This window comes from Zavarzinella sp., assembly GCA_041399155.1.
Classification (GTDB): domain Bacteria; phylum Planctomycetota; class Planctomycetia; order Gemmatales; family Gemmataceae; genus JAWKTI01.
This window is the reverse complement of the sequence record JAWKTI010000007.1, coordinates 91194-113310: the sequence shown is the minus strand read 5'-3', so window position 1 is coordinate 113310 and position 22117 is coordinate 91194. Positions and strand designations below refer to the sequence as shown.

Here is a 22117-nt window from a genome sequence, read left to right as displayed (position 1 = left end):
TCGATAGAACTTGATCGGTCGCAGAATGTTAATGCCTGTTATTTGGCTAATGGATCGGCTAAGAACTTCTTGAAGCCTTCGATGTCATTGATTTTTCCTTCACGGTAGATGCCCACCACTTCAATGGTGTCATCGGATTTTGGCTTGAGAATGACATACAGCGGCAGTTGTTCGGACCCGAAGACATCGCGAGCAAACTTTAAATTGGTTTCCGCATTCTTTTCCCGCAATTCCTGTGAAGTTTCTTTGTCATAAAACTCCTGTGGGATCGTATCCGTGTAAAGCTGAACCAGCACATATTTCTTCATCAGTGCAGTTACATCGCCCAGTGGGAAGACGTTGGCTTCGTTCAGCTTGCAGTTGGCACAGGTAACGCCGGTGAAGTCGATCAAAATGTGTTGATTCTTCGCCCTAGCCTGATCAATTGAGCGTTTCAGATCGCCAGACCATGGCAGGTTGCCTTGAATCAGCCCAGGTTCGGGGAGCAGGAAAGAATCCACCCAGGCATACGCCTTACCAGTGGGGCGGTTTTTATGCTGTTCATCTTTACCAAACAACGCTGGTGCCAAATAAATTGCAAAACCGATGGAAAACAACGCAAACATCATCCGAGTAACGCTGATCTGGTGGCTATCTCCATGATCGTGGGGTAATTTGAACACGCCAAACAGATATAAGGCCATCACCAGCAGCAAGGCAACCCAACTGGCCATGACCATATCGTAGGTGAAATATTCTGGCACCGGCAGCAATCGCAACTCTGCCGTACGGAAGAACTTTAACGCAGCGGCCAGTTCCAGAAAACCCATTACTACTTTGAGTACGTTCATCCAGTCGCCGCTTTTGGGCACTTTTTTCAGCAAACCTGGGAACAATGCCAGCAGCATAAATGGGGAGGCGAATGCAAAGGCAAAGCCCAGTGCAGCTCCCAGTAATTCCAGGGTGCCATAATCGCCACTCGCAGTCATCCCACTGAAACCGCCGAGAAAAGGTGCGACACAGGTAAAGCTGACGATGCTGAAGGAGATCGCCATAAAGATCGTACCTAAATAGCCTCCACTGCCTTCCCGCTGGCCGGTGAAGTTCGACAGAAAGCTGGGGAGGGTGATTTCGAACATGCCAAACAGGCTCATCGCCAGCACCACAAACAGCCCACCCAGCAGGATATTGGTAACCGGATGGACTGAGAGGCGGCTGAAGATCGTCAGCACCGTCAGTGCGGCCACCGTCAGAATGGCGATGATCGTTAAGGTATACACCGCGGCGTGGCCATAAAGATTGATGCCCTGCTTTTCTGATTTTTTCAGAAACACGCTAACGGTAATGGGAATCATCGGAAAGACGCACGGTGTCAGTAAAGTAATCCAGCCCCACAACATCGCGGTACCAATCAGTACCAGCGTACCCACGCGGTCGTCTTTTTTTCGAACGATCTGCTGAGCACTTTGGGCCATTTCCTCTTCATAAGTGGCATGATTCAGAATTTTGAATGAGATTTCATGGCCGGGGACCAAACCAGACTCGTCCTTCTTGTCGGGAGGATTGGCAACATTCGTTTTCGGATCTTCTTTGGGAGGAACCGGTGCGTTGCCGACTAGTTTATTGACGAATTCAGTGTATTTGGCTTCTACTGGCACGCTGCCCGCTTCGATCGTAATCGGTGCGGTTGCTGTAAATCGCTTCGGTGACAGACAGGTGCTGTCGTCGCAGTATTGAAAGCGAAATTCCTTCAGTGAAATCGATTTCATGCCAGGTGTCGCATTGGGATTGACCACCACTGGAATGGTCCAGGTAACCGTGCCTGTGTAGTAGCGTAATTCACCCAGCACAAACTTCACTTTGGCACCCGGTGGGTCCTGTACGATCTCTGGAAAGAGAAAGTCGGCATCCTTTGTATTGGTGGGTGGGGTAATCCGCAGTACGCTGGTTGCTTCCATTGGGTCTGGCTGTACCGTCGGATAGGTATACAAACCATCCGGCAGGGTAATCGTCAGCTTGAATTGAACTGTTTGTCCCGGTTTGGCGGTAGCTGGTTCCACAGCGTATTTCAACTCATGGAGATTGTCATTCCAGCTTAATGTCTGTGCAGGTACTGAAGCAGGCAACAACAGTCCCAACGAAAGTAATAACAGGCTTCGAATGCACATGAGCCAACTCTTCAACAATGTTTTTGAACACAAACGATAGACGATTCGATTCTTCTATTTATTTTTATGATTTGTCACAAAGGAGTAGCTACTTTGGCGCGGGTTTCTCTTTGAAATCGGCGATCCATTTTTCAAATGACTGCCGATGCTGGTCAATCTGTTGTTGTGGGCCTGTGATCTGGAAGGCCAGGGCATCGCCATCAGGTAGCGGGTACCAAACTGAAATCTGACGATAATCAAATTTCTGCGACGGTGGCACCCCACCGTGGGGCTGATAAACATAATTGCCAGATAATTCCTGGGTTTTCAAATCCAATTTGCCGATTCGCGTACTCAATACACTGTTCGCCACCAATTTCTTGCCGGATCCTGGAGTAAACGACTTTACCTGCTTGGAATAAAAATCTTCGACATCGGCATTTGCCTTCGGAATCAACTGAACCGAAACGATTGCGTTGTCGCTATACAGATCACTTTCTTCGCAGTAGTATGCCACAGTTGTCGAACTGTTGCAGCCAATCTTCAGCCACTTCGCGGAATGAACCGATTCATACCCTGCGATCTGCGTCATATTCGCAATCGGTCCTTCCATACCTGTCGCTGCTCTGTTCGCCGCATGCAGATCCTTTACCAGATCAGGATTAACAAACGCCTCTAATACCAGTTTGAACCTTGGTTCGCTTCGGATTGCTTCAAAATCGGGATCTCCGGTAATCAACCCCTGATCTGGCCAGCCAAGTTCAATCAGCTTTGCCAGTAATTCAAACGAACGATTCTGGCTGCGTTTTCTGATGGTTCGATCGCAGGTGACTCCAGACAAAATAGAGAACGTGCAGGCAGACTGAAATACCACCTGCAGATCATTCGGAGAGCGTTCCAGCAAACGATTAATGCGGGATTCTGCATTGTAAAACATTCCCAGACGGGCTTGAACCAGAGCCAGTTCCAGCCCCGCGTGAACATGAGTAGCATCGATCGCTGCCAGTTTCTGGCGAATTTTTAAACACTCCCGGAATGCGTGGTTCGACAGGACAGGGTCTGGTGCAGCGATCCCCAAACGATAATAGGAGGACGCCACCTGTGCTTCGGAAAATAACGACAGCGGATCATGCTGTAATAATTCCAGATTCAGCTCTATTGCTTGTTCGTATTGCTGAAAAGCCACCGTGGGCATTTTGCGATGAAACAGATAGTAATCGCCCAGAAAAATATGCCCTAGGGCGATATCTCCACGGATCACTTTTGTCATGGTTGAATTTGCCGTCAATCCAGCCAGAAGCTGCTTTCGTTCACTCAACGATTGCTTCAACAGCGATTCAGCTTCAGCAAGTTTGCCTTGTCTGGCAAAAATGTCCCCACGGTGGGAGAGAATCTCAATTCGTTTCCGCCGGACCATCATTGTGTTCTGCAATATTGGGCTGACGGATGAGTAAGTCCGTTGCGACTGCTGATAGTATTGCAGTGCCTCGTGGCTTCCCATTCTGGAATAATTATGGGCAATGAGAAAGTAGATTTCTGCCAGATCAATTCTGCTCGATTCGATCGTCAGTTCATCGGCAGGTGGATTGGCGTTTTTGTGGAGTTCGATGAGCTGGAGACGCAATTTTGCGGACTCTTGAAAGTAATGTACCGACTTTACCCCATTACCATACATCCATTCTACTTCACCTAGCTGTTTATGGATGAAGGACAGATTGCGGATTTTGTTCGGGTCATCAGGTGCCTGCCGGAGAAATTCTTCAAATAAGGGCAATGCTTTCAGCAGCCATGTGCGTGCATCTTCAATTCGATTTAAAGAATAATAAATCTCACCCAGGCGGGAATATGAGGTGCCTTCCGTCAGATCCACCAGGGGGTTCTTCTGGGCATGATCCCGAATCTTATCCAGATCGGTTAGCATTCGTCGCACCAGTTCACCCCGCAGTGGGGCCAGTGCAGAATTGTTCTTCATCCGAGTGTCGATTTCACGCACCACGGTGCGGACGGTTTCGAGTGCCAGTTGCCGTTGTTCCGATGAAACCTTACTGGCTTGTTCTGCCTCCAGCCGTTTTTGCTCTGCAATGTTCCTGGCTTCGGTTTCCGCCTGGCGTGCCTGCTCTTTCTGGTCGCGCTCGTAAAGTGCCTCTTTGCGTTTCTGTTCTGCCTGCAGGTATCCCCACGTGGCTGCAATGACACCCAGAACAAGGCTGATCGATACCAGCAGCGAGGCGTAGACGAAGGCACGGTTGCGGCGGACGAATTTCCTAATGCGGTACGACCTGCTCGGTGGGCCAGCATTCACTGGTTCGTGCTGCAAAAACCGTTCAATATCTTTTGCAAATCCATTGGCAGTTTCATAACGGCGATCGCGATCTTTGCTGAGCGCTTTCAGGACAATCCAGTCGAGATCACCCCGCATAAATCTACCGTTTCGCTGGTTCGCTCTGCCGATTCGCGGCCACTACGGGAGAATTGACTGCAGAACTTAGCCTCGAGCTCGGCGTGGGGGCATCCAGTTCCCGCACCAGTCGGAGCATTTCATCCAGTTGTGCCTGCTTGATGGTATCCCGCGTCAACGGTGTGGTGCCTGTCAGCAGTTCGTACAGGATCACCCCCAGGGCATAAATATCCGCACGTGTATCAATGTCGACCGCATTGAAGCTGGCCTGCTCTGGTGCCATGTACATGGGTGTGCCCAGAATGGAACCAAAGCCTGTAAAAAGCGTATTTTCGGTCAGTTTCAGGCCTGTCGTGGCTTTCGCCAGACCAAAATCGATAATTTTGGGCACTGCTTTTCCATCGTGGGACTCCACCAGGATGTTGCCGGGCTTCAGGTCGCGATGGATAATCCCTTTCTGGTGGGCGTGCTGCACGGCACCACAGATCTGGGTGAATAATACCAGTCGATCCGCAATACTCAGCCGGTGGGTGTCGCAATATTCATTCAGTGGTACACCCCGCACCAATTCCATGACAAAGTAAGGAGAGTCTTCCCACGTGCCCGCGTCCATCAGCCGTGCAATGTGGGGATGATCCATCAACGCAATCGCCTGCCGTTCTGCTTCAAAGCGTGCCAGAATGGTGCTGGAGGTCACTCGTTCGGTGCGGATCAGTTTCAAAGCTACCCGCCGCTTGACTGGTTCCAGTTGATCGGCCATCCAGACCACACCCATACCACCCTGGCCAATCACTTCTAATAATTTGTACCGCCCCGCAATTACTCGCGAAGCAAGCACTTCATTCTCTTTTGAGTGGTGAGTGAGGGTTTTTTCAGGTTGGTCTTCCGCAGCGGGCGATGGTTCCCGCGCTTCTGTGGGGGCATCCAATGAAGATTGGTGATTCGCCAGCAGTTGCATCATGCGTGCCCGCAATTTGGGCTGGTTTGCACATTCCCTCAGGAGAATTTCTTCTCGTTCGTGCAATGATGCCTGCAAAAGCATGTGAAAGAGTGTTTCTTCGTTCATCATCTCGCCCCTTTTCCCACAATAGCGAGAAAAATCCCCAAATCCATCAATTATGAATAATTTTTAACATATTTCGGCAGATTCACCAGAAATCCATCTTTTCAATAGCAGGATTCAGATAGATGAGAGCTTTTTAATGAGTGATGCTGGCTAAGTAGCCATTCGATCAGCTTTACTGACAATTGTTTGAAAATGAACCAGCAAATCAACCAGTGCTTCCACATCGGCAGCAGTGGTGCGCCAATTCACGAAGCACACCCGCAACGTAAACTTATTGTCAAGGTTGGTAGAAGAAAGAAACGCTGTTTCCGACTGCTGAATGGCCTGACACAGCTTTCGATTCCACTGTTCGAGTACTTCCTCAGTCTGATCTTCCGGATGGTACCGGAAGCAGACAATACTTAAGGTGGGCGGCGCAATAATCGTAAACCCTGCCCTCAAAAGGAGTTCCGCCGAATACTGTGCTAGCTGGCAACAATGGTTTGCCAGTCTTCGGAACCAGTCGGTGCCCAGCGTCATCAGGGAAAACCAGATTTTCAGTGCCCGACAGCGTCGCGTCAGAGCAATGCCACGATCGGCAAAATTCACTTCACCATGCTTGGGAATGACATCCTGCATGTAATCGGGGTGGTTGGCAAAGGTGCGTTCCAGCAGCATTCCTTGCCGCACCAGCAGGCAGCCGACATCGTAAGTCTGGGCAAACCATTTGTGGGGATCGAGTGTGATCGAATCGATGCGATCAATCCCCGCAAAATGCTGGCTGGCAGTCGGGGCGAGAATTCCCAGCCAGCCATAGGCCGCATCCACATGCAGCCAGATTTGGTGGTGGTGACAGAGATCCGCAATCGCACCCAGTGGGTCGACCGCACCAGTATTGGTGCTACCCGCATTGGCCGCAACCACCCAGGGCAAGTGGCCCGCTTTCAGATCTGCTTCAATCGCCCGCTGCAGGTGGGGAACAGACAGCCGAAAACGGGCATCGACGGCGATCGGCACAATTTGCGTGGTGTGCAGGCCGATAATTCTGGCCGCACGGTCCAGTGACCAGTGCCGCTGTTCCGATACATACAGTCTCAGGCGGGGCCGATCGGCAAATTCCTGCTGGTCGCGGGCAACAATCAGAGCAATTAAGTTGGCTTCACTTCCCCCACCAGTCAGCAGTCCTGACGTTTCCGGTGGCATCCCCAGCCATTGATGAAAAAGTTCTAATATTTGTAGTTCCACCGCAGTGGGTGCGGACGATTCAACCCAGACGCCGCCAAAAAAATTGCAGACCGCCGTGACCCAATCACCCACAATACTTGGGATGGATGGGGCACCGGGCACAAATCCTACGAACAATGGATGGTCGATTCGGTAAGCGTACGGCTCGATATCGGTCAGAAATTGCTGAAAAACCTGTGCAAACTGCTGTGGCTGGCTGGGAAAATTCTGGCAGAGTCGATTCGAAATGTGCGTGGGGTCTGCTTGTTTGCCCATGCCACGACGGACGGGGGAGTATTCTCTCTGGAGAAACCACTGCTGCACCAGGTGAATCACCTGCATGCTTTCCTGCAGATCGGGCTGAGGTAACGGTTCTGCGATCTGCTGTCGCAGATCATCCCAATCGAAATTAGAGCCCATGGACCTTCTTAAAGTGGTCTGCCATCTCTTCATGGGGCACATGCCATGCACAATCTTCGCACGCAGGCACCGTGGGGAAGCACTTGGAACAATAAATCGGCCCACCGTGGTAGAATTGTTCCAGACGTTTCTGGTCGGCTTCGGACAAGCCTTCCAGTGACAGCGGAACGGTTACTTTGGTGGCGCACTTTTCGCAGGGGATCTTATTATTGGCCGGAATAACATCCTTATAATGGCTGTGAATGCCACGTGGCACGATCCCACCACCATGGCACAGAGGGCAGTCCATGGAAAATTGGGCCAGAATCGCCCGACGGATAAAATCGCTCTTGTTTTGCAGTTTATCGAGAAAGTCTGCCAACTCCTGTTCTACTTTGAAGGCAACAACTTTCGTTTTCTGAACTTTGGTTTTCCTGGCCAATGGTGTATCCCCACATCGATGATTGGTGTATTATACATCAAACAGTAAAAAAACAGTAAATTGTCCCACCTGATCAGGCAGTTTCTGGATTTGCGTGGTTGTTGTGCTGTCGAAAAAGCAGTGAACTCTTTTTCACAAGCATTCAGTTGAACCATTCACTCGCAAAGAAGGGAAAGCAAGGTGGATTCACGCCAGCGGGAACGACGGTTCTCAGAATCCTTTGCGGCTTTGCTGTCGATCACTTGAAAAGAAATTCTTTTGCTGACGCTGTGGGCAATACAAACGACAATCAATGGATCACTTTGGCTAATTTGTGCATATTGGCACCGCCTTCCAACCGGTGAGCAAGAAAAACTACGTGTTTGAGGATGGTGGCACCAGGTTTTTTCAGCCGACAGCATAAGACGCGGTTTGTTTGCTTATTGAAATTGCCTTCATGGAAGTTCCTTCTCAGTGATGGTTTTTGTACGCGAGACAAAGTTCGATGGTATTGAATTGTTGTTGTTAAAATATAAGCACGATATTGGCACAAAAATCAAAATGAACAGCCAAATTAAAAAGTCAATTAGCAAGTTGGCTAAACTGAATTCAAGAACGTTGTTACCAACAATAGCAACGAACTTAAATGGAAATCCACCCAGTTCGATTTGGTTTAGCATGACACCTGTTCTGCGTGGCCAGTTAAGAAATACTCCCAGAATTGAAAGGCTGTACAACCAAAATAAGTACCTGCTTTTATTTGCTTGAATCTTAGCGTGCCAGCGGTTCATTTTAAATACCACAATTTGCTATGCAAACATTGTTTTCCCACTCAGGGCCAAAATCATGCCAATTTTCAGGCCAGCATCTTTCAATAATCCGACAATTGAATCTCGCAACGCAAATGCCTGATCGAAGCATGCGATCTTCTTCCCGGCAGTGGTATTCAGTTCGAGCACTGCTTCGTAACCTTCTGCTTGTCGTTCCATGCGAACGTGGGCCAGTACTTCGATGTATCGCATTTGCTGATTCCCTGATTTCGACTACCATCACAACGATTGTATCAGGCACTTGCTCCCGCAGGGCAAAGCGAATGGAATTGGATTTATTTGGAATTGATCGATTGTTCTTTATCCAGGATGATCTGCGTTGTTTTCAAGATCGTATCTGGTGTCAGCGAGATGCTGTCAATCCCACACTCCACCAGAAATTCTGCGAAGTCAGGATAGTCGCTTGGTGCCTGACCGCAGATTCCCACTTTCCGGCCACAAGCTTTCACACGGCGGATTACATCGGCAACCAGTTTTTTGACCGCAGCATTTCGTTCGTCAAACAAATGGGCAACAATTTCCGAATCGCGGTCAAGCCCCAGGGTCAATTGGGTCAGATCATTCGAGCCAATCGAAAACCCATCGAAAATCTCGGCGAATTCTTCGGCTAATACCACATTCGATGGAATTTCACACATCACATAGAGTTCCAGGCCATTTTCACCCTGCAACAGTCCAGCATCAGCCATAATCTTGAGCACGCGCTTCCCTTCTTCAACAGTTCGGCAAAAGGGGATCATCAGCTTCAGATTGGTCAGGCCCATCTCTTCCCGCACGCGTTTCATCGCGGCACATTCGAGCAGAAATCCATCCCGATAGCGATCATCATAATAGCGAGATGCCCCACGGAACCCGATCATGGGGTTCTCTTCAACCGGTTCAAAAGGCTTGCCACCAATTAAACCCGCGTACTCATTCGTTTTGAAATCGGACAAACGGACGATGACATCTTTGGGATAGTAGGCAGCAGCAATCTGCCCAACACCTTCCGCGAGTCGATCGACAAAGTAATCCGGCTGGTGGGTATAGCCGACAGTTAATCGGGCTATTTTTTCCACATCTTCTGGCAGTACTTTCTCTGGCTGCAGCAGTGCCATGGGGTGCACTTGAATTAATGAGGAAATGATGAATTCCATCCGTGCGAGCCCCACACCATCGTTGGGGATTCCCGCAAGGGAAAAGGCTTGACTGGGATTGCCCAGATTCATCATAATTTTTGTTTGTGGGCGGCGTAACTTGCTGAGATCGATCTTTGTCTTCTCAAAAGGAATGGCACCCTCAAGAACACGGCCAGTTTCACCATCAGCACATGTAACTGTGACTTGCTGACCGGTACGGATCAGTTCGGTGCCATGTCCCGTTCCGACCAGGCAGGGGACACCCAGTTCTCTGCTGACAATGGCAGCATGGCAGGTACGTCCACCACGATTTGTCACAATGGCCCCCGCCATTTTCATCGTGGGCTCCCAGTCGGGATCTGTCATATCGGCAATCAGCACTTCACCGGGCTGGAAGGATGCAAGGTCTTCCGGATCTCGAATCACGCGGGCGGGCCCAGCACCAATTTTTTCACCTACTGCTTTGCCCTGCAGCAAGACCGTGCCGGTACCTTTCAGGCGGTACACCTCGAAATTGTCCGCCGAACGGGCCAGGCTATGCACGGTTTCCGGGCGGGCCTGCAAAATGTACAACTCGCCGGTGATTCCATCTTTCGCCCATTCAATATCCTGCGGGCAGGCCGAGCCTTTCTTATTGGTGTAATGCTCCTCAATCATCAGACCCCAGTGGGCCAATTGCAGAACATCCTCATCCGAGATACACAGACGATTTCGATCTTCTGGTGCCACGGGCACAATCCGCGTCGATTGCCCGCCCCGATCCGCGTAGATCATTTTTTCCTGTTTCGCACCTAAGGCCCGTTTCAGGATGGGGCGTTTCCCCGCCCGCAAGGTGGGCTTATGCACCAGAAATTCATCAGGATTAATCCGCCCTTTCACGATCATTTCGCCCAGACCCAGTGCGGCATTAATCATAATCACATCAGAAAAGCCACTTTCAGTATCCAGGGTGAACATGACACCTGAAGTACCCACATCGGCCCGCACCATTACCTGCACACCCACGGAAAGGGCAACCGCAAAATGGTCGAACCCTTTGTCGATGCGGTATGAGATTGCTCGATCGGTAAACAGCGATGCCAGGCAATGGTGGTAGGCTGTCAGCACCCGCCGAATCCCCCGCACATTCAAATAAGATTCCTGCTGGCCGGCAAAACTTGCTTCTGGCAAATCTTCTGCCGTGGCACTGGAACGCACTGCGACGGCACAATCTGCACCATATTCCTGTTCAAGTTCCTGATATGCCTGGGTAAGTTGCTGTTCGATTTCGGCAGGTAGCGGGGTGCTTAAAATCGCTTCCCGAATGGACGCACCCCGTTTCGCAAGATCTGCGAGATGGTGCGAATCCAGTCCAGTCAATTGGGCGGTCACAATTTCGGTTAAACCAGTCTGGCGCAAAAAGACGCGATACGCTTCCGCTGTCACGGCAAAACCGTTGGGAATTCGAATTCCTTTGGGAACCAGTTCGCGGTACATTTCGCTCAGCGAGGCATTTTTGCCACCAACCAGATGAACTTCTTCAATACCTGATTCTCGAAACCAGCGGATCATTGATGCAATTGTCATAGCAGAACCTGGAGAAGTTGGAGGGTACTGGCACAGTGCAGCAAATCGCAGGCATTTGCCCACTACTTTCTGCAAATGTGCATTTGTACTGGTTATTCTACTCAATCGGATGTGAGAGGTCGAAAACCATGTTTCTGTACACTATCCCAGGGTGGTGGTGATCTGAATTTTGCAAAAATTCACAAAATTTCTTCTTCTACCGTAAATCATTATCAATTAATTACTTGCGGTGATGGATTCTCCGAAATCGCCGCCGCTTTTCAAACAAAATGGCATTTTAATAAATGGACGCGGGTATATTATATATGACTGAAAATACAGTCTATGGAGCGGTGCATGGTGCCTGATGTTTCAACCTTACCCAACCCCACCTGATGTGGGGGAGGTTCTGAATAGTTGCTGCCAGCGAGCCTGGGGATGTCGGTTCTGAAGTTTAATGAGGATCAGTTTGAAGCTACCCACCTGATCACCTTCGAAATGCGCGTAAAAAAACTCGTGGCTCATCACCACGAGTCATCGAGAGTCTCAATTACTCTCAGTACTGTCTAACCTTACTTGCAGATACCGCAGAAGTTCAGGTGGAGACCGTTGCCGCAACCACCGAAGCCGCATTTGCTGAAGCCATGACCGCTACCGCATTTGTCGAACAGTCCGCAGCCACCGAAGCTTTTGCCACACAGGCTCTTGCCGCAGAAGCTGGTGCCACAACCGGTGTTGCAACCGGTGTCACAAGAAGGAACCGAGCAGGTAGGAACCGAGCAGCTAGGGGTGTAGCAAGAGTCAGTCTTGCAGCACTTGCTGAACAGGCCTTTGCCACAACCACCGAAGCCGCACTTGCTGAACAGGCCACAACCACCGAACAGACCGCACTTGCTGCTGGTGCCACAGCCGCTGTCGCAACCATTGCCACAGGCGCTGGTGCCACAACCTGCTGCTGCAGTGCCGCATGGGCTGCTGCCACAACCAGCCGCTGCATTGCCACAACCGTTTCCGGCTGCTGCGTTGCCGCAAGGATCGTTACCGCAACCGTTTCCGGCTGCTGCGGTGCCTGCTGCACCACAAGGAACCTGGCACTCAATTTCTTGAGGAACCATTTTGCAAACCGTAACGGTTTCGGTGCAAGGTTCGCACACGGTGACACAACGGGTTCCGGTGCAAGGCACTTGAACGCATTTGGTCACGCAAACTTCTTTCTTCTCAACACAAGGAACGCAGCGGGTTTTGCAAACCGGAACCATTTCGGTCTTGGTTTCTGTCTTCCAGGTGCACACCTTCTTGGTCACAGGGACACATTCGGTGACGCACTTAGGACGGCAAACCTGCACACATTCTTTTTCCATGTGTGGCTTGATGCAAGGAACGGACAAGCTGAAGCAACCGCATGGGTTACCGATTGTCTTGCATTCTTTCGTGAAGGAAAGTTTGCATTTTTCCTTGGTTTCATTCACCCACTCGATCCGTTTGCGTTTTTCCATCACGCACTTTTCTTCCCACACAGGAACTTTCACACAGGTCGTGCGGGGTTCCATCACGGTTTCTGTCACTTTCTTGTAAGTGGTGACATCAACCATTTGTTTTTCCTGCACTTGCTTGGTGACATAGTAAGTGTAGGTTTCTTGCTTCTGTACGGGTTTCATCACCGTACGGGTTTCCTGCACTTGCGTGGGAACCATCACGGTTCGCTTCACGGTGGTGTAGGCTGGGGCACAGTTGCCTGTGCTGCCTGCTACCACTGCAGGTGCCGGGGCCGGGTTAGTGGCTGGCATGGTTTTGGGTGCTTCTTTAGCAGCACCACCTTGATCCTGAGCATAAGCCGCGAACGGCGCCACTGCCAGGAGCACGCTCGTCAAAACGAGTCTACGCACACTTAACATGGGAACCTCTCCATTTCCAAAGTGGTCGTCCGCGGTCGTCTCCGCAACACCTTGTTGCTGGAATGTAAAACGCCGACGTTCGACATACAACTTCAATATGCCCTATTTGGGGAAGAGAGCAAATATAAACAGGGTAGAAAAGCTGTAGAATTCAGGGGGTTTGGATCAGGGTTTGCATGTTGTACGCGGCTTGCCGATCACGTTGGTTTCGCATGCCAGATCGGTTGTAGCACCACAATATAACGGATGCGCCAACCAGGTATATTGAAACTGGTTTGGTTATACTAATGGTGCCACTTGGGGGCACTTCCAGAGACAGGTAAACTGGTGGGCTGGATCTGGTCAAAACTTCTGGGAAAAATGTCTGGTGGTCGGGAATATTTTCGCTAACCGGTAATCTTCAATGGGATGGGTTCTGCAATGTGATGAAAAGATGAAGCAACAAATTATCGGGCTGTCTGCCAGATACGGATCATACCGGTTTGATCCAGGCTGATCAGTCGCTGGCTTTCCCATTGTTGGATGGTGGCTGCATAGATGGCGTTGGTATGCCCCGCAAGCGATGCACGTTCCTGACCGATCTCCGGATCCCACACTCGGATGAGGCGGTCGTTGCCAGCAGTGATCAGCGATTTCCCTTCGCTGGTAAAGAACATCGTGTGCACGGTTTCGCCAATTCCGTTCAGCGTGAATCGTTCGGTGACTTTCAGTTCCTGATCCAGTAACGAACCTTTCGGTTGAATCCCACTGGGCTGAATGTCCCACAGGCGGACAATCCCGCGTTCGTCGCCGGAAGCAATCGTCCATTGTTTCGTGGTGCTGCCCGGTACCACTGCCAGTTTCACAATCGGGCTGAAGTGAGCAGTGGGAGAACTGTATAATTCTTTTCCAGTCTGGGCATCCCAGATTTGCAGTGCCAGTGTGCCCGCAGTCACCATTTTGGTGCCATCAGTGGAAAAGGCCAGCACAGAAGGCTTGCCCACGTTGGTGGTGGCTTCGTAGCGAATTTTCAGATTATTCTGATTGTAGCAACGAATCGTGTGGTTCGGCTGGATCACGACAAACTGATCTCCATGAAAGGCCATGGCAATCGCCTCGCACCGTGGGATCAAAACGGAACTGGGTTCTTTTTTGACCAGACTGCGGGTGTCCCAAACACGCACCGATTCCCCCTGGGAATAAACTGCCACTTTGGTGCCATCAGCATTCAGTGCCAGGCGTTGGGACTCACCCGCAAAGTTCCGCAGGCTGAACGTGGGTGTGGTGGAAACAAAATCATCTGCCCGATTCCAGACCCACACATGCACCCGCCCTGCTTTATCAATGACAGCCATCGTAGACCCATCCTGGCTGATTTCTGCAGCTCGGAATGGGCCTGGTACTTCCAGTTCCAGTCGGGAATCTCGCTGGGCAATATACCCCCATACTCGAATGACACCATCGATTCCCCCCGTTGCCACGTTAATGCCGTCGGGACAAAAACTGACACTTCGGATAAATCGTTCTTCATCTTCGTTCCCGGGTCGCCTGCGATCGGGTTCAAAAATCGCACGTTCCTGTTTGTTGGCTACATCCCACAACCTCGTTGTGCCATCCGCACTGACACTGGCTAGGCGGGCGCTGTCATCGGAAAAACTCACGCCGTAAATCGTCCCCGTATGCCCACGTAATTTGGTTTCAGTGCGTTGGGCAGATAGCCGCCACAACTGGATGCTGGGGTCGTCGGCATGTTTATCTGCTGCTGCCAGCAGTTCGCCATCAGGAGATGCTGCCAGCGAAATAATACCAAATTCCATCCGGAAAAGTTCTTCAGAACGCAACGATATCAAATCCCAACTACGAACAGAGCGGTCTTCCCCGCCAGAAAACAAACCTTTGATTGACCAGGCCAGCGACCAGACCGTGCCACGGTGGCCCTGCAACACCCCATTCGCAACTAATTGCCAGTTTGGATTTCGTCGCATATTGGGTGCAACAACATCCCACAGTCGAATGGTTCCCTGGGCATCTCCACTCGCCAGTTGTTTGCGATCCGGGCTGATCACCAGTGATTTGATCGAATCACGGTGGTCGCTGACAATTTGTGAAGGACTGACAATCTTCAGTTGGTTACCACGTTGGGGTAATTTCCACAAGCGAATCGAATTATCATTGCTGGCGGTAACCATCACTTGTTCGTTAATAAATTGCACGCCCATTACAATGCCACGGTGGCCACGAAGTTCGAAAATCGCCTGATGCCGTTTAACATCCCAGATTCGGACCACATTATCCCAACTGGCAGAAGCGATCAGTTCACCCGAAGGGGAATATGCCACCTGGGTAATTGGCTGATCGTGTTTGCCAATAGTATCCTGAGTTACCTGGCAGCGACTTCGCAAAAATTCCCACGCAAAATCGCGTAGAGAATCTGGACAGCGGGTGCGGTCTTCAAGCAATCGTAATGCACGCTGTGGATTGCGTTCTGCCAGTGCTGCCGCCTTAAAGAGTTGCAGTGCATAGCGTTCACGCTCGGTATTCTGTTTTTCCTTTTCAACAAGCTCCCGCTGTTTGTTGGCTTCAATGCTTTCGGCAACCGCAATTGCACGCAGATTTTCTGCCTCTTTCTGCTTCTCTTCTGCACGGCTTTTTTCGAGCCGTAATTGAGCCTGTGCCTGACGTGCCTGATCGGCTTCCAAAGAAATCTGGTCCGCCGCATTCTGCAAGCGGAAATTGAAATAGATGCTGACAATCAACAGCACCAGAAAAGTGACAACACTGGTGGCAATCAATACGGTGGCTGCGGTATGGCGCTTGACCCACTTAATGGCACGTTCCCGCACACTGATCGGTCGGGCAGAAACGGGCTCACCCAGGATGAATCGTTGAAGATCATCGGCCAGTTCTTCAGCGGTGGCATACCTTTTGGCGGGGGATTTTTGCAGGCACTTCAGGCAGATTGTTTCCAGATCGCGCGGCAATTTGGACCGCAATTTGGAAGGTGGGACCGGGTCATCGGCCATCACCTGTAACACGGTATCCAGCGGAGTTTCCCCGCGGAATGGTGGTCTGCCGGTCAGCAATTCGTACAGCACCGCACCCAATGCGTAAATATCGACACCCGGCCCAATACCACGATTTTTGCCAGCCGCCTGTTCCGGTGCAATGTAACTGGGCGTGCCCACCACCGCACCGGTGCGGGTTTGCCCCACCACAGTACCGTCTTCGTCCACTTCTTCGTAACGTTTTGCCAAACCGAAATCGGTAATTTTTGGCACCACCTGATCCGGAAAAGGCAATCCAGCAATAATCGGTGCGGTGTGGTCCAGGTTCAGCGATTCGCCCGTGTCTCCAGAATAGGAACCAGAATCGGCCCCAAGTAACACGTTGGCTGGCTTCAAATCGCGGTGGATAATTCCCCGCTGGTGGGCGTAATGCATCGCACGTGCGATGGTCTGAATCAGTTCTGCGGCAGCACGCGAAGGCCACGGCTGACCATCCAGTCGAGATGCCAGACTACCGCCAGCAACATATTCCAGCACCAGGTAAGGTCGGCCCTGGGCTTCACCTACTTCAAAAACCTGCACAATGTTGGGGTGGTGCAGCGAAGCAATGGCCTGTGCTTCCCGCAAAAATCGGCTGTGCTCTGTGTTGCTGGCATGCTCACCCGAAAGAATCATCTTCAAGGCGACCAGCCGATTTAATTTTGGCTGGCGTGCCAGATAGACAATTCCCATCCCACCGCGACCAAGTTCGGAAAGAATTTCATATCCTTCCAGCCCTGCAGTGGGTAACGGGCTGGCCGCGGAACGTTGAAATCGTCTGGTCCAGTGGTCGCTGCTTTCGCTCAGTTGGGCAAATGTCAGTTCACTCTGCTCCGACTTTGGCCGCTGGTCGGAGTGAACAAAATCGATTGTGTGGCTAAGATTGTTCCCCTCCCCAACAGGTATCTGATCGCTGGAAAGCTCTGTGGATGCTTCCAGGCTGGTATCAGAAGCGGAGTTCGCCAACTGATTGTCTGCAGAATCTTCGCCGGCTTTCTGCGGTTTCAGTGAAAGTGTCAGGTCGGTGGTCAGCTGGTCGTTCAAACCTGAAAACGAAGAATCTGCACCCTTTTTTTCTGCCTCGGGGTTGGGCAGGTCTTTCCGTACATCGTCGTTCTGATCGTTCATCAAAATATCAAGTTCCGATTGGTTCAACCCCAGGAAATCCTTTCCGTGGGTAGGCTATTGGTGTTGCACCACCCATAATAGAATAGCTGTTGATGCAAAACTTGTGGGTAATTACCATTGTTTCAACTGGTGGCTGAAACGCACGCTTCCCTGTTTTCTGGTTGCTGAAGCGAATTAATTATGAAGAATATTCTATTATTTTTCCTTTTTGTCATCTGGAATTCGGACGCACTTGCCCACAGAATGTTACTGAGCGTGACCACCCGGGGCAACCAGGTTCAGGTGGAAGCATATTATGAAGACGATACACCCGCCGAAGGCGCTTTAATTTTCTTCGCAAAAAATGAAAAAAACCAGTTTGAGGCAAAAACGAACGAACGCGGAGTGTGGACAGGAAAACTGCCGGAAACAGGCAACTGGGAGATTCTGGTAAAGCACTTTGGCCATTCTGCCAAAACTACTTATTCTGCTCCATCCGAAGTCGTGACCGCACCTACAAATGAGAATCCAGTTCCGGTGGCAGAAAAATCCAGTTCCGATTCTGAACTTGAAGCATTACCCACCCACCCGAAGCCAGCGTATCCATGGCAGAGGGTGCTGCTTGGTGTGGGGATACTGGTACTCGCTTCGGTACTATTAAAAGTGGGCTTGAGAATGACCAGAAAATCATCGAGCGGATGAAGAACACCTTTCAGCGTGATGAACGTCGGTAAGTTCTTGACATACAATTTACCCGAGATTGTCCTCAAGACGCAAATTGAAGCACCTGGAAATGCTTAACTTGTAATCGAATCACGATTTGGGTAACATCTTCAGATATCGTTTGGAACAGCAACCATTTTCGCAAATCCCAGAACCTTTTTAAGGAGCTACATTGATGATACGCTGCTTACTACTGATGACAGTCACGCTTATTGTCGCAGCGCCGATTTTCGCTGATGATTACACGGCGAAAACAATCACGGTGAAAAAAGAAATCCGACTCGGCCGTAAACTAGGAGGTGGGTTGGCACAGGATGGAGCAATACTGAAGCCTGGCACAGCTTACAAAGTGAAGGCAGACGACGGCACCTACTTGGAACTCGCTGGTGGATTCATCTTCAAGTCCGATGCGACCCTCGTAAATGATGGTACGCCGATACCAAAAGTTAAAGCAAAAGATTCTGATCCAGACAATACCAAGGGTGAGTGGTTCAAACAAGTCGTTTTTAGCAAAAAGCCAGCTTCGGAGATTACCTTCGGCGATATTGTTGGTGGTCAGGAGGTCTACTTCAAGTTTGACGGCCAATTCCCTATACTTGTGCGGGAAGATCGTGACGGTTGGTTACGATTCTTCGGTGAATACAAGGATGGGTGGGCTAAAAAAGACGATTTCTTGCTTCTTCGCGACGCTGTGAACTATTTTACCGACCGCATCAAGGCTAATAAGAAGGACGAGTTCGCATGGCAGATGCGGGCAAACGCCTACCTGAATCAAGGGCAATTCGATAAGGCGATTGAGGATTATACCGAGGTTCTCCGGCAGAACCCCAAGAATACAAGGGCTCTAATGACCCGGGGCTTTGCGTATTCTAGGATAGGGGAATTTGACAAGGAAATTGTCGACTATACGGAAGTTGTTAGCCTTGACCCGAAGAACGCCCAGGCCTTTTACAACCGTGGCATCGCGTGGGGAAACAAGAGTGAGTTTGAAAAGGCAATTGAGAATTATACTGAAGCCATCCGGCTTGACCCCAAGATGGCAACCGCCTTAATCAACCGCGGTAGTATGTGGCTCTACAAAGGAGAGTTCGACAAGGCTATTGCAGACTGCACGGAGGCCATCCGTGTCGATTCCAAGATTAGCTTAGCCTATATGATCCGCGGGAATGCCCGGAGCAGTAAGGGTGAATACGATAAGGCCATTGAGGACTGTACAGAGGCAATCCGGCTAGATCCAAAGAATATCGCTGCTTATACCTTACGTGGTGGGGCCTGGAATGATAAAGGGGAATTCGATAAAGGTATTGCGGACTGTAACGAGGCTATTCGGCTTGATCCGAAGAATGCCCAGGCCTATTCCTTCCGTGGGGTCGCTTGGAATGGTAAGCAGGAGTATGAAAAAGCTGTTGCCGACACGTCCGAAGCCATCCGGATCAACCCCCAGGACGTCTTTGCACTCAACAACCGTGCAAGTGCGTTTGCTAACATGAGGGAGTACGATAAGGCTATCGCAGATTGCGACAAAGCGATCCAACTCGACTCAAACTACGAGTTCGCCTACTTTACTCGCGGCTTAGTGTGGGATGCGAAGCAGGAGTATGACAAAGCAGTCAAAGACTTTACCGAAGTGATCAGACTCAACTCCAACGACGCTGAAGCTTTTGCCAGCCGTGGCTGGTGTCGCTATCGTATGAAGGATTACGACAAGGCAATTGCTGACTTTGATTCCGCTTTGAAAATTAACCCGAAGAATGCTTTTGCGACCGGCAACCGCGGCTTAGTGTTCGCTGTCCAGAAGAAATACGCCGATGCAGTGAAAGCATTCGAGGCGGCGCTTGCCCTGAAGGACAAAGAATATCCCCCCTACGAATACGGTCTGTTCCTAGCGAGTTGCCCTGAGGCAAAGTACCGAGATGGCAAAAAAGCAGTCGAACTAACGAAGAAGGCACTGGAGGTTTTGTCCAAAGATGCAAACTGGGAGGTTCATGCTGCTCTCGCTGCAGCCTACGCCGAGATTGCTGATTTTGAACTGGCCGTCGTAACACAGCGAACCGCCTTGGAGGATAAAACATGTACTGGTGATGATCGCAAATCGATGGAAAAGAGATTAGAACTGTACCGAGCAAAGAAACCATACAGAGCTGACTGAGTTCACTGCTTCGATAAAGTAGGACAGCACAAAACGGACCTTCAGACTGTTCAACGCAACCTGGAATGGTCTTTTGCCTTCAGAGACTTACACGGCACTTCGTACCTAAGTCATCCCGACGAATGCGGAATCCATTATTAGAAAGCCTGTCGAGTAATTATGATCGGGGCTGTTTCGGCTTATTGTCTAACCAGCTCAATTCAATGAAGTTCCGTGCGATGTTCCATGGGGAATCCACCTGATTCCAGCTGGTGCTGTCTGTAATTCAGCGGCAGGGTGCCGCTCCCACAAAATTGCGTTTCGGGCTAGGACACTTTTCGGCGGTGCAGTTCTGCCAGCATCTCCTGCAGAGTCAATGTGTTGAATACGTGCTGCTTTTCCAGCCAGCCACGGCGGGCAACGTGGATGCCAAACTGGGCCACATCCAGTTCCTGTGTGCTGTGGGCATCGGGGCAGATTACCAGTGGAATACCCATTGATTTTGCTTTTTTCACGTAAGTCCAATCGAGATCCAGCCGCACTGGGTGGGCGTTGATTTCAATCATTTTGCCATGTTCTGCGGCCACCTTCAGCACTTCATCCAGATCCACCTTGTAGCCTTCTCGTCGCAACAACAATCGCCCGGTGGCATGGCCCAGCATTGTGGTAGCGGGGTGTCGTAAGGCTGTGCAGATTCGCTTCGTCATCTCTTCCATCGACATGCCGAAATTGGTGTGGACGCTGGCCACCACATATTCGAAACCCTGCAACAGTTCATCATCGTAGTCCAGGCTGCCATCATCCAGAATGTCACTTTCAATTCCTTTGATGATACGAATACCCTGTAGCTTCTTGTTCAACGCATCGATTTCCTGCCACTGCTGTCGAACCTGTTCAGGCGAAAGCCCCCGTGCTACCTTCAATGATTGGCTGTGGTCGGCAATGCCAAAGTATTCCCAGCCACGCTCTTTGGCTGCCAGAGCCATCTGCTCCAGCGTGGCATTCCCATCGCTGTATGTCGAATGGTTATGGAATACCCCACGCAGGTCAGCCAGTTCGACCAGTTGGGGCAGGTGATGGCTTTCAGCAGCCGTGATTTCGCCCGTGTCTTCCCGCAGTTCAGGTGGGATGTAATCCAGTCCTAAAGCCCGAAAAATATCTTCTTCCGTTTCACAGGCCACGTTCTTTTTGCCTGTCAGGCCATACTCGTTCAGGCTCAACCCCTGATCAATCGCACGTTGTCTTACCCGGACATTGTGTTCTTTACTGCCAGTGAAGTAGTGCAGTGCAAACGGAAATGCCGCATCGGGCACCACGCGCAGGTCAGCATTCAGGATAATTTTCTCACCATCGATCTGCATGCTGGCCACAATGCTCGACTTGGTTTCCCCATGGGCCACTACCTGCATCACTTCGGGAAGCTGGGTGAACGCTTCCATAATGGGTGCCGCATCATCACTGCTGATCAGGATGTCGATATCTTTTGCGGTCTCCCGTCGACGTCGCAGACTGCCGCACAATTCCGAACGTTGCACACCAGGCAGCTTGCGAAGTTGTTCCAGCAGTGCCAGTCCCAGTGGGAGTGCCTGATCGATCCGCACCCGTTTCCCCACCTGATCGAGAAAGGCAAGGCCCTGCAGAATGTTGTCCGCAGTCTTTGCTCCAAATCCTTTCAGCTTCGCCACACGCCCATCTTCGCAGGCTTCCTGTAGAGCTTGCAGCGTTTCGATGCCAAGTTCATCGTGCAGCACCTTAATCTTTTTTGGGCCCAGTTTCGGGATCCGCAACATCTGAATCAGTGCCGTGGGGATTTCATTCCTCAGATCGTTCAAATAGGCCAGCTCGCCGGTGCGTGCCAGGGTCAGCACTTTTTCCTGCAGCGAGGAGCCAATCCCACGAATTTCAGAAAGTTTGCCCGTTTCCACCAGACCTTTAAAGTCACCTTCAAACTGGCGGATGGCGCGGGCACCATTGTGGTACGCATTGGTGCGGAAGGAACTTTCCCCCTTCAGTTCGAGCAGGGTGCCAATTTCTTCAAGAGCAGTAGCCACATCTTCTTTACTGAACATCACCAGGAACCTGTCTAGAAACGTGGAAAGTGCCCCGCCAATCAGGTGGCGGGATCGGCACCCCAA

General features: G+C 50.7%; 12 protein-coding genes. 2 read left to right on the top strand and 10 right to left on the bottom strand.

All coding sequences use genetic code 11. The annotated features are described in order from the left end of the window. Positions 1-38: 38 nt before the first annotated feature. The 9 genes from R3B84_23815 to R3B84_23775 all read right to left on the bottom strand — a co-directional run bounded on the left by R3B84_23815 (position 39) and on the right by R3B84_23775 (position 17152). Entirely contained in the window at positions 39-2147 is a 2109-nt protein-coding gene (locus R3B84_23815) for a cytochrome c biogenesis protein CcdA (protein MEZ6143603.1), read from the bottom strand. Positions 2148-2235: 88 nt separating this feature from the next. Beyond that, positions 2236-4545 (bottom strand): hypothetical protein, encoded by a 2310-nt coding sequence (locus R3B84_23810; GenBank protein ID MEZ6143602.1) that lies wholly within the window; start codon positions 4543-4545, stop codon positions 2236-2238. Positions 4546-4549: 4 nt separating this feature from the next. Then, positions 4550-5593, bottom strand: a complete 1044-nt coding sequence (locus R3B84_23805) for a serine/threonine-protein kinase (GenBank protein MEZ6143601.1) — start codon at positions 5591-5593, stop codon at positions 4550-4552. 147 nt (positions 5594-5740) lie between these two features. Beyond that, positions 5741-7213 carry an aminotransferase class V-fold PLP-dependent enzyme gene (locus tag R3B84_23800; GenBank protein MEZ6143600.1) on the bottom strand — a complete coding sequence of 491 codons (1473 nt, stop codon included), beginning with the start codon at positions 7211-7213 and terminating at the stop codon, positions 5741-5743. Then, positions 7203-7634, bottom strand: coding sequence for a hypothetical protein (locus R3B84_23795; protein MEZ6143599.1), 432 nt, complete (start codon positions 7632-7634; stop codon positions 7203-7205). Before R3B84_23795 ends, R3B84_23800 begins: the two co-directional genes overlap by 11 nt. 788 nt (positions 7635-8422) lie before the next feature. After that, complete coding sequence (locus tag R3B84_23790) at positions 8423-8635, bottom strand: hypothetical protein (protein ID MEZ6143598.1); 213 nt, start codon at positions 8633-8635, stop codon at positions 8423-8425. An 83-nt stretch (positions 8636-8718) separates the two neighbouring features. Then, positions 8719-11127: a phosphoenolpyruvate synthase gene (ppsA, locus tag R3B84_23785; protein MEZ6143597.1), complete on the bottom strand. Its 2409-nt coding sequence runs from the start codon at positions 11125-11127 to the stop codon at positions 8719-8721. Between the two features lie 551 nt (positions 11128-11678). After that, positions 11679-13001, bottom strand: coding sequence for a hypothetical protein (locus R3B84_23780; protein ID MEZ6143596.1), 1323 nt, complete (start codon positions 12999-13001; stop codon positions 11679-11681). 446 nt (positions 13002-13447) lie between these two features. Then, positions 13448-17152 (bottom strand): protein kinase, encoded by a 3705-nt coding sequence (locus tag R3B84_23775; GenBank protein MEZ6143595.1) that lies wholly within the window; start codon positions 17150-17152, stop codon positions 13448-13450. Positions 17153-17332: 180 nt separating this feature from the next. On the opposite strand from R3B84_23775, the gene R3B84_23770 reads away from it, so the two are divergent. Together R3B84_23770 and R3B84_23765 are read left to right on the top strand one after the other, a co-directional pair. After that, complete coding sequence (locus tag R3B84_23770) at positions 17333-17833, top strand: hypothetical protein (GenBank protein MEZ6143594.1); 501 nt, start codon at positions 17333-17335, stop codon at positions 17831-17833. A gap of 196 nt (positions 17834-18029) precedes the next feature. Further along, a complete protein-coding gene (locus R3B84_23765; protein MEZ6143593.1) occupies positions 18030-20003 on the top strand; it encodes a tetratricopeptide repeat protein in 1974 nt (657 codons plus the stop codon). Between the two features lie 305 nt (positions 20004-20308). Here the strand turns inward: R3B84_23765 and polX are convergent, their stop codons facing one another. Then, positions 20309-22051 (bottom strand): DNA polymerase/3'-5' exonuclease PolX, encoded by a 1743-nt coding sequence (gene polX / locus R3B84_23760; GenBank protein MEZ6143592.1) that lies wholly within the window; start codon positions 22049-22051, stop codon positions 20309-20311. Between the last annotated feature and the right edge of the window lie 66 nt (positions 22052-22117).

What these genes read in the sequence shown, in the direction of transcription:
- R3B84_23815 (MEZ6143603.1), bottom strand. Translation starts at nt 2,147, where the DNA reads ATGTGCATTCGAAGCCTGTTATTACTTTCGTTGGGACTGTTGTTGCCT.
- R3B84_23810 (MEZ6143602.1), bottom strand. Translation starts at nt 4,545, where the DNA reads ATGCGGGGTGATCTCGACTGGATTGTCCTGAAAGCGCTCAGCAAAGAT.
- R3B84_23805 (MEZ6143601.1), bottom strand. Translation starts at nt 5,593, where the DNA reads ATGATGAACGAAGAAACACTCTTTCACATGCTTTTGCAGGCATCATTG.
- R3B84_23800 (MEZ6143600.1), bottom strand. Translation starts at nt 7,213, where the DNA reads ATGGGCTCTAATTTCGATTGGGATGATCTGCGACAGCAGATCGCAGAA.
- R3B84_23790 (MEZ6143598.1), bottom strand. Translation starts at nt 8,635, where the DNA reads ATGCGATACATCGAAGTACTGGCCCACGTTCGCATGGAACGACAAGCA.
- ppsA (MEZ6143597.1), bottom strand. Translation starts at nt 11,127, where the DNA reads ATGACAATTGCATCAATGATCCGCTGGTTTCGAGAATCAGGTATTGAA.
- R3B84_23780 (MEZ6143596.1), bottom strand. Translation starts at nt 13,001, where the DNA reads ATGTTAAGTGTGCGTAGACTCGTTTTGACGAGCGTGCTCCTGGCAGTG.
- R3B84_23775 (MEZ6143595.1), bottom strand. Translation starts at nt 17,152, where the DNA reads ATGAACGATCAGAACGACGATGTACGGAAAGACCTGCCCAACCCCGAG.
- R3B84_23770 (MEZ6143594.1), top strand. Translation starts at nt 17,333, where the DNA reads ATGAAGAATATTCTATTATTTTTCCTTTTTGTCATCTGGAATTCGGAC.
- R3B84_23765 (MEZ6143593.1), top strand. Translation starts at nt 18,030, where the DNA reads ATGATACGCTGCTTACTACTGATGACAGTCACGCTTATTGTCGCAGCG.
- polX (MEZ6143592.1), bottom strand. Translation starts at nt 22,051, where the DNA reads ATGTTCAGTAAAGAAGATGTGGCTACTGCTCTTGAAGAAATTGGCACC.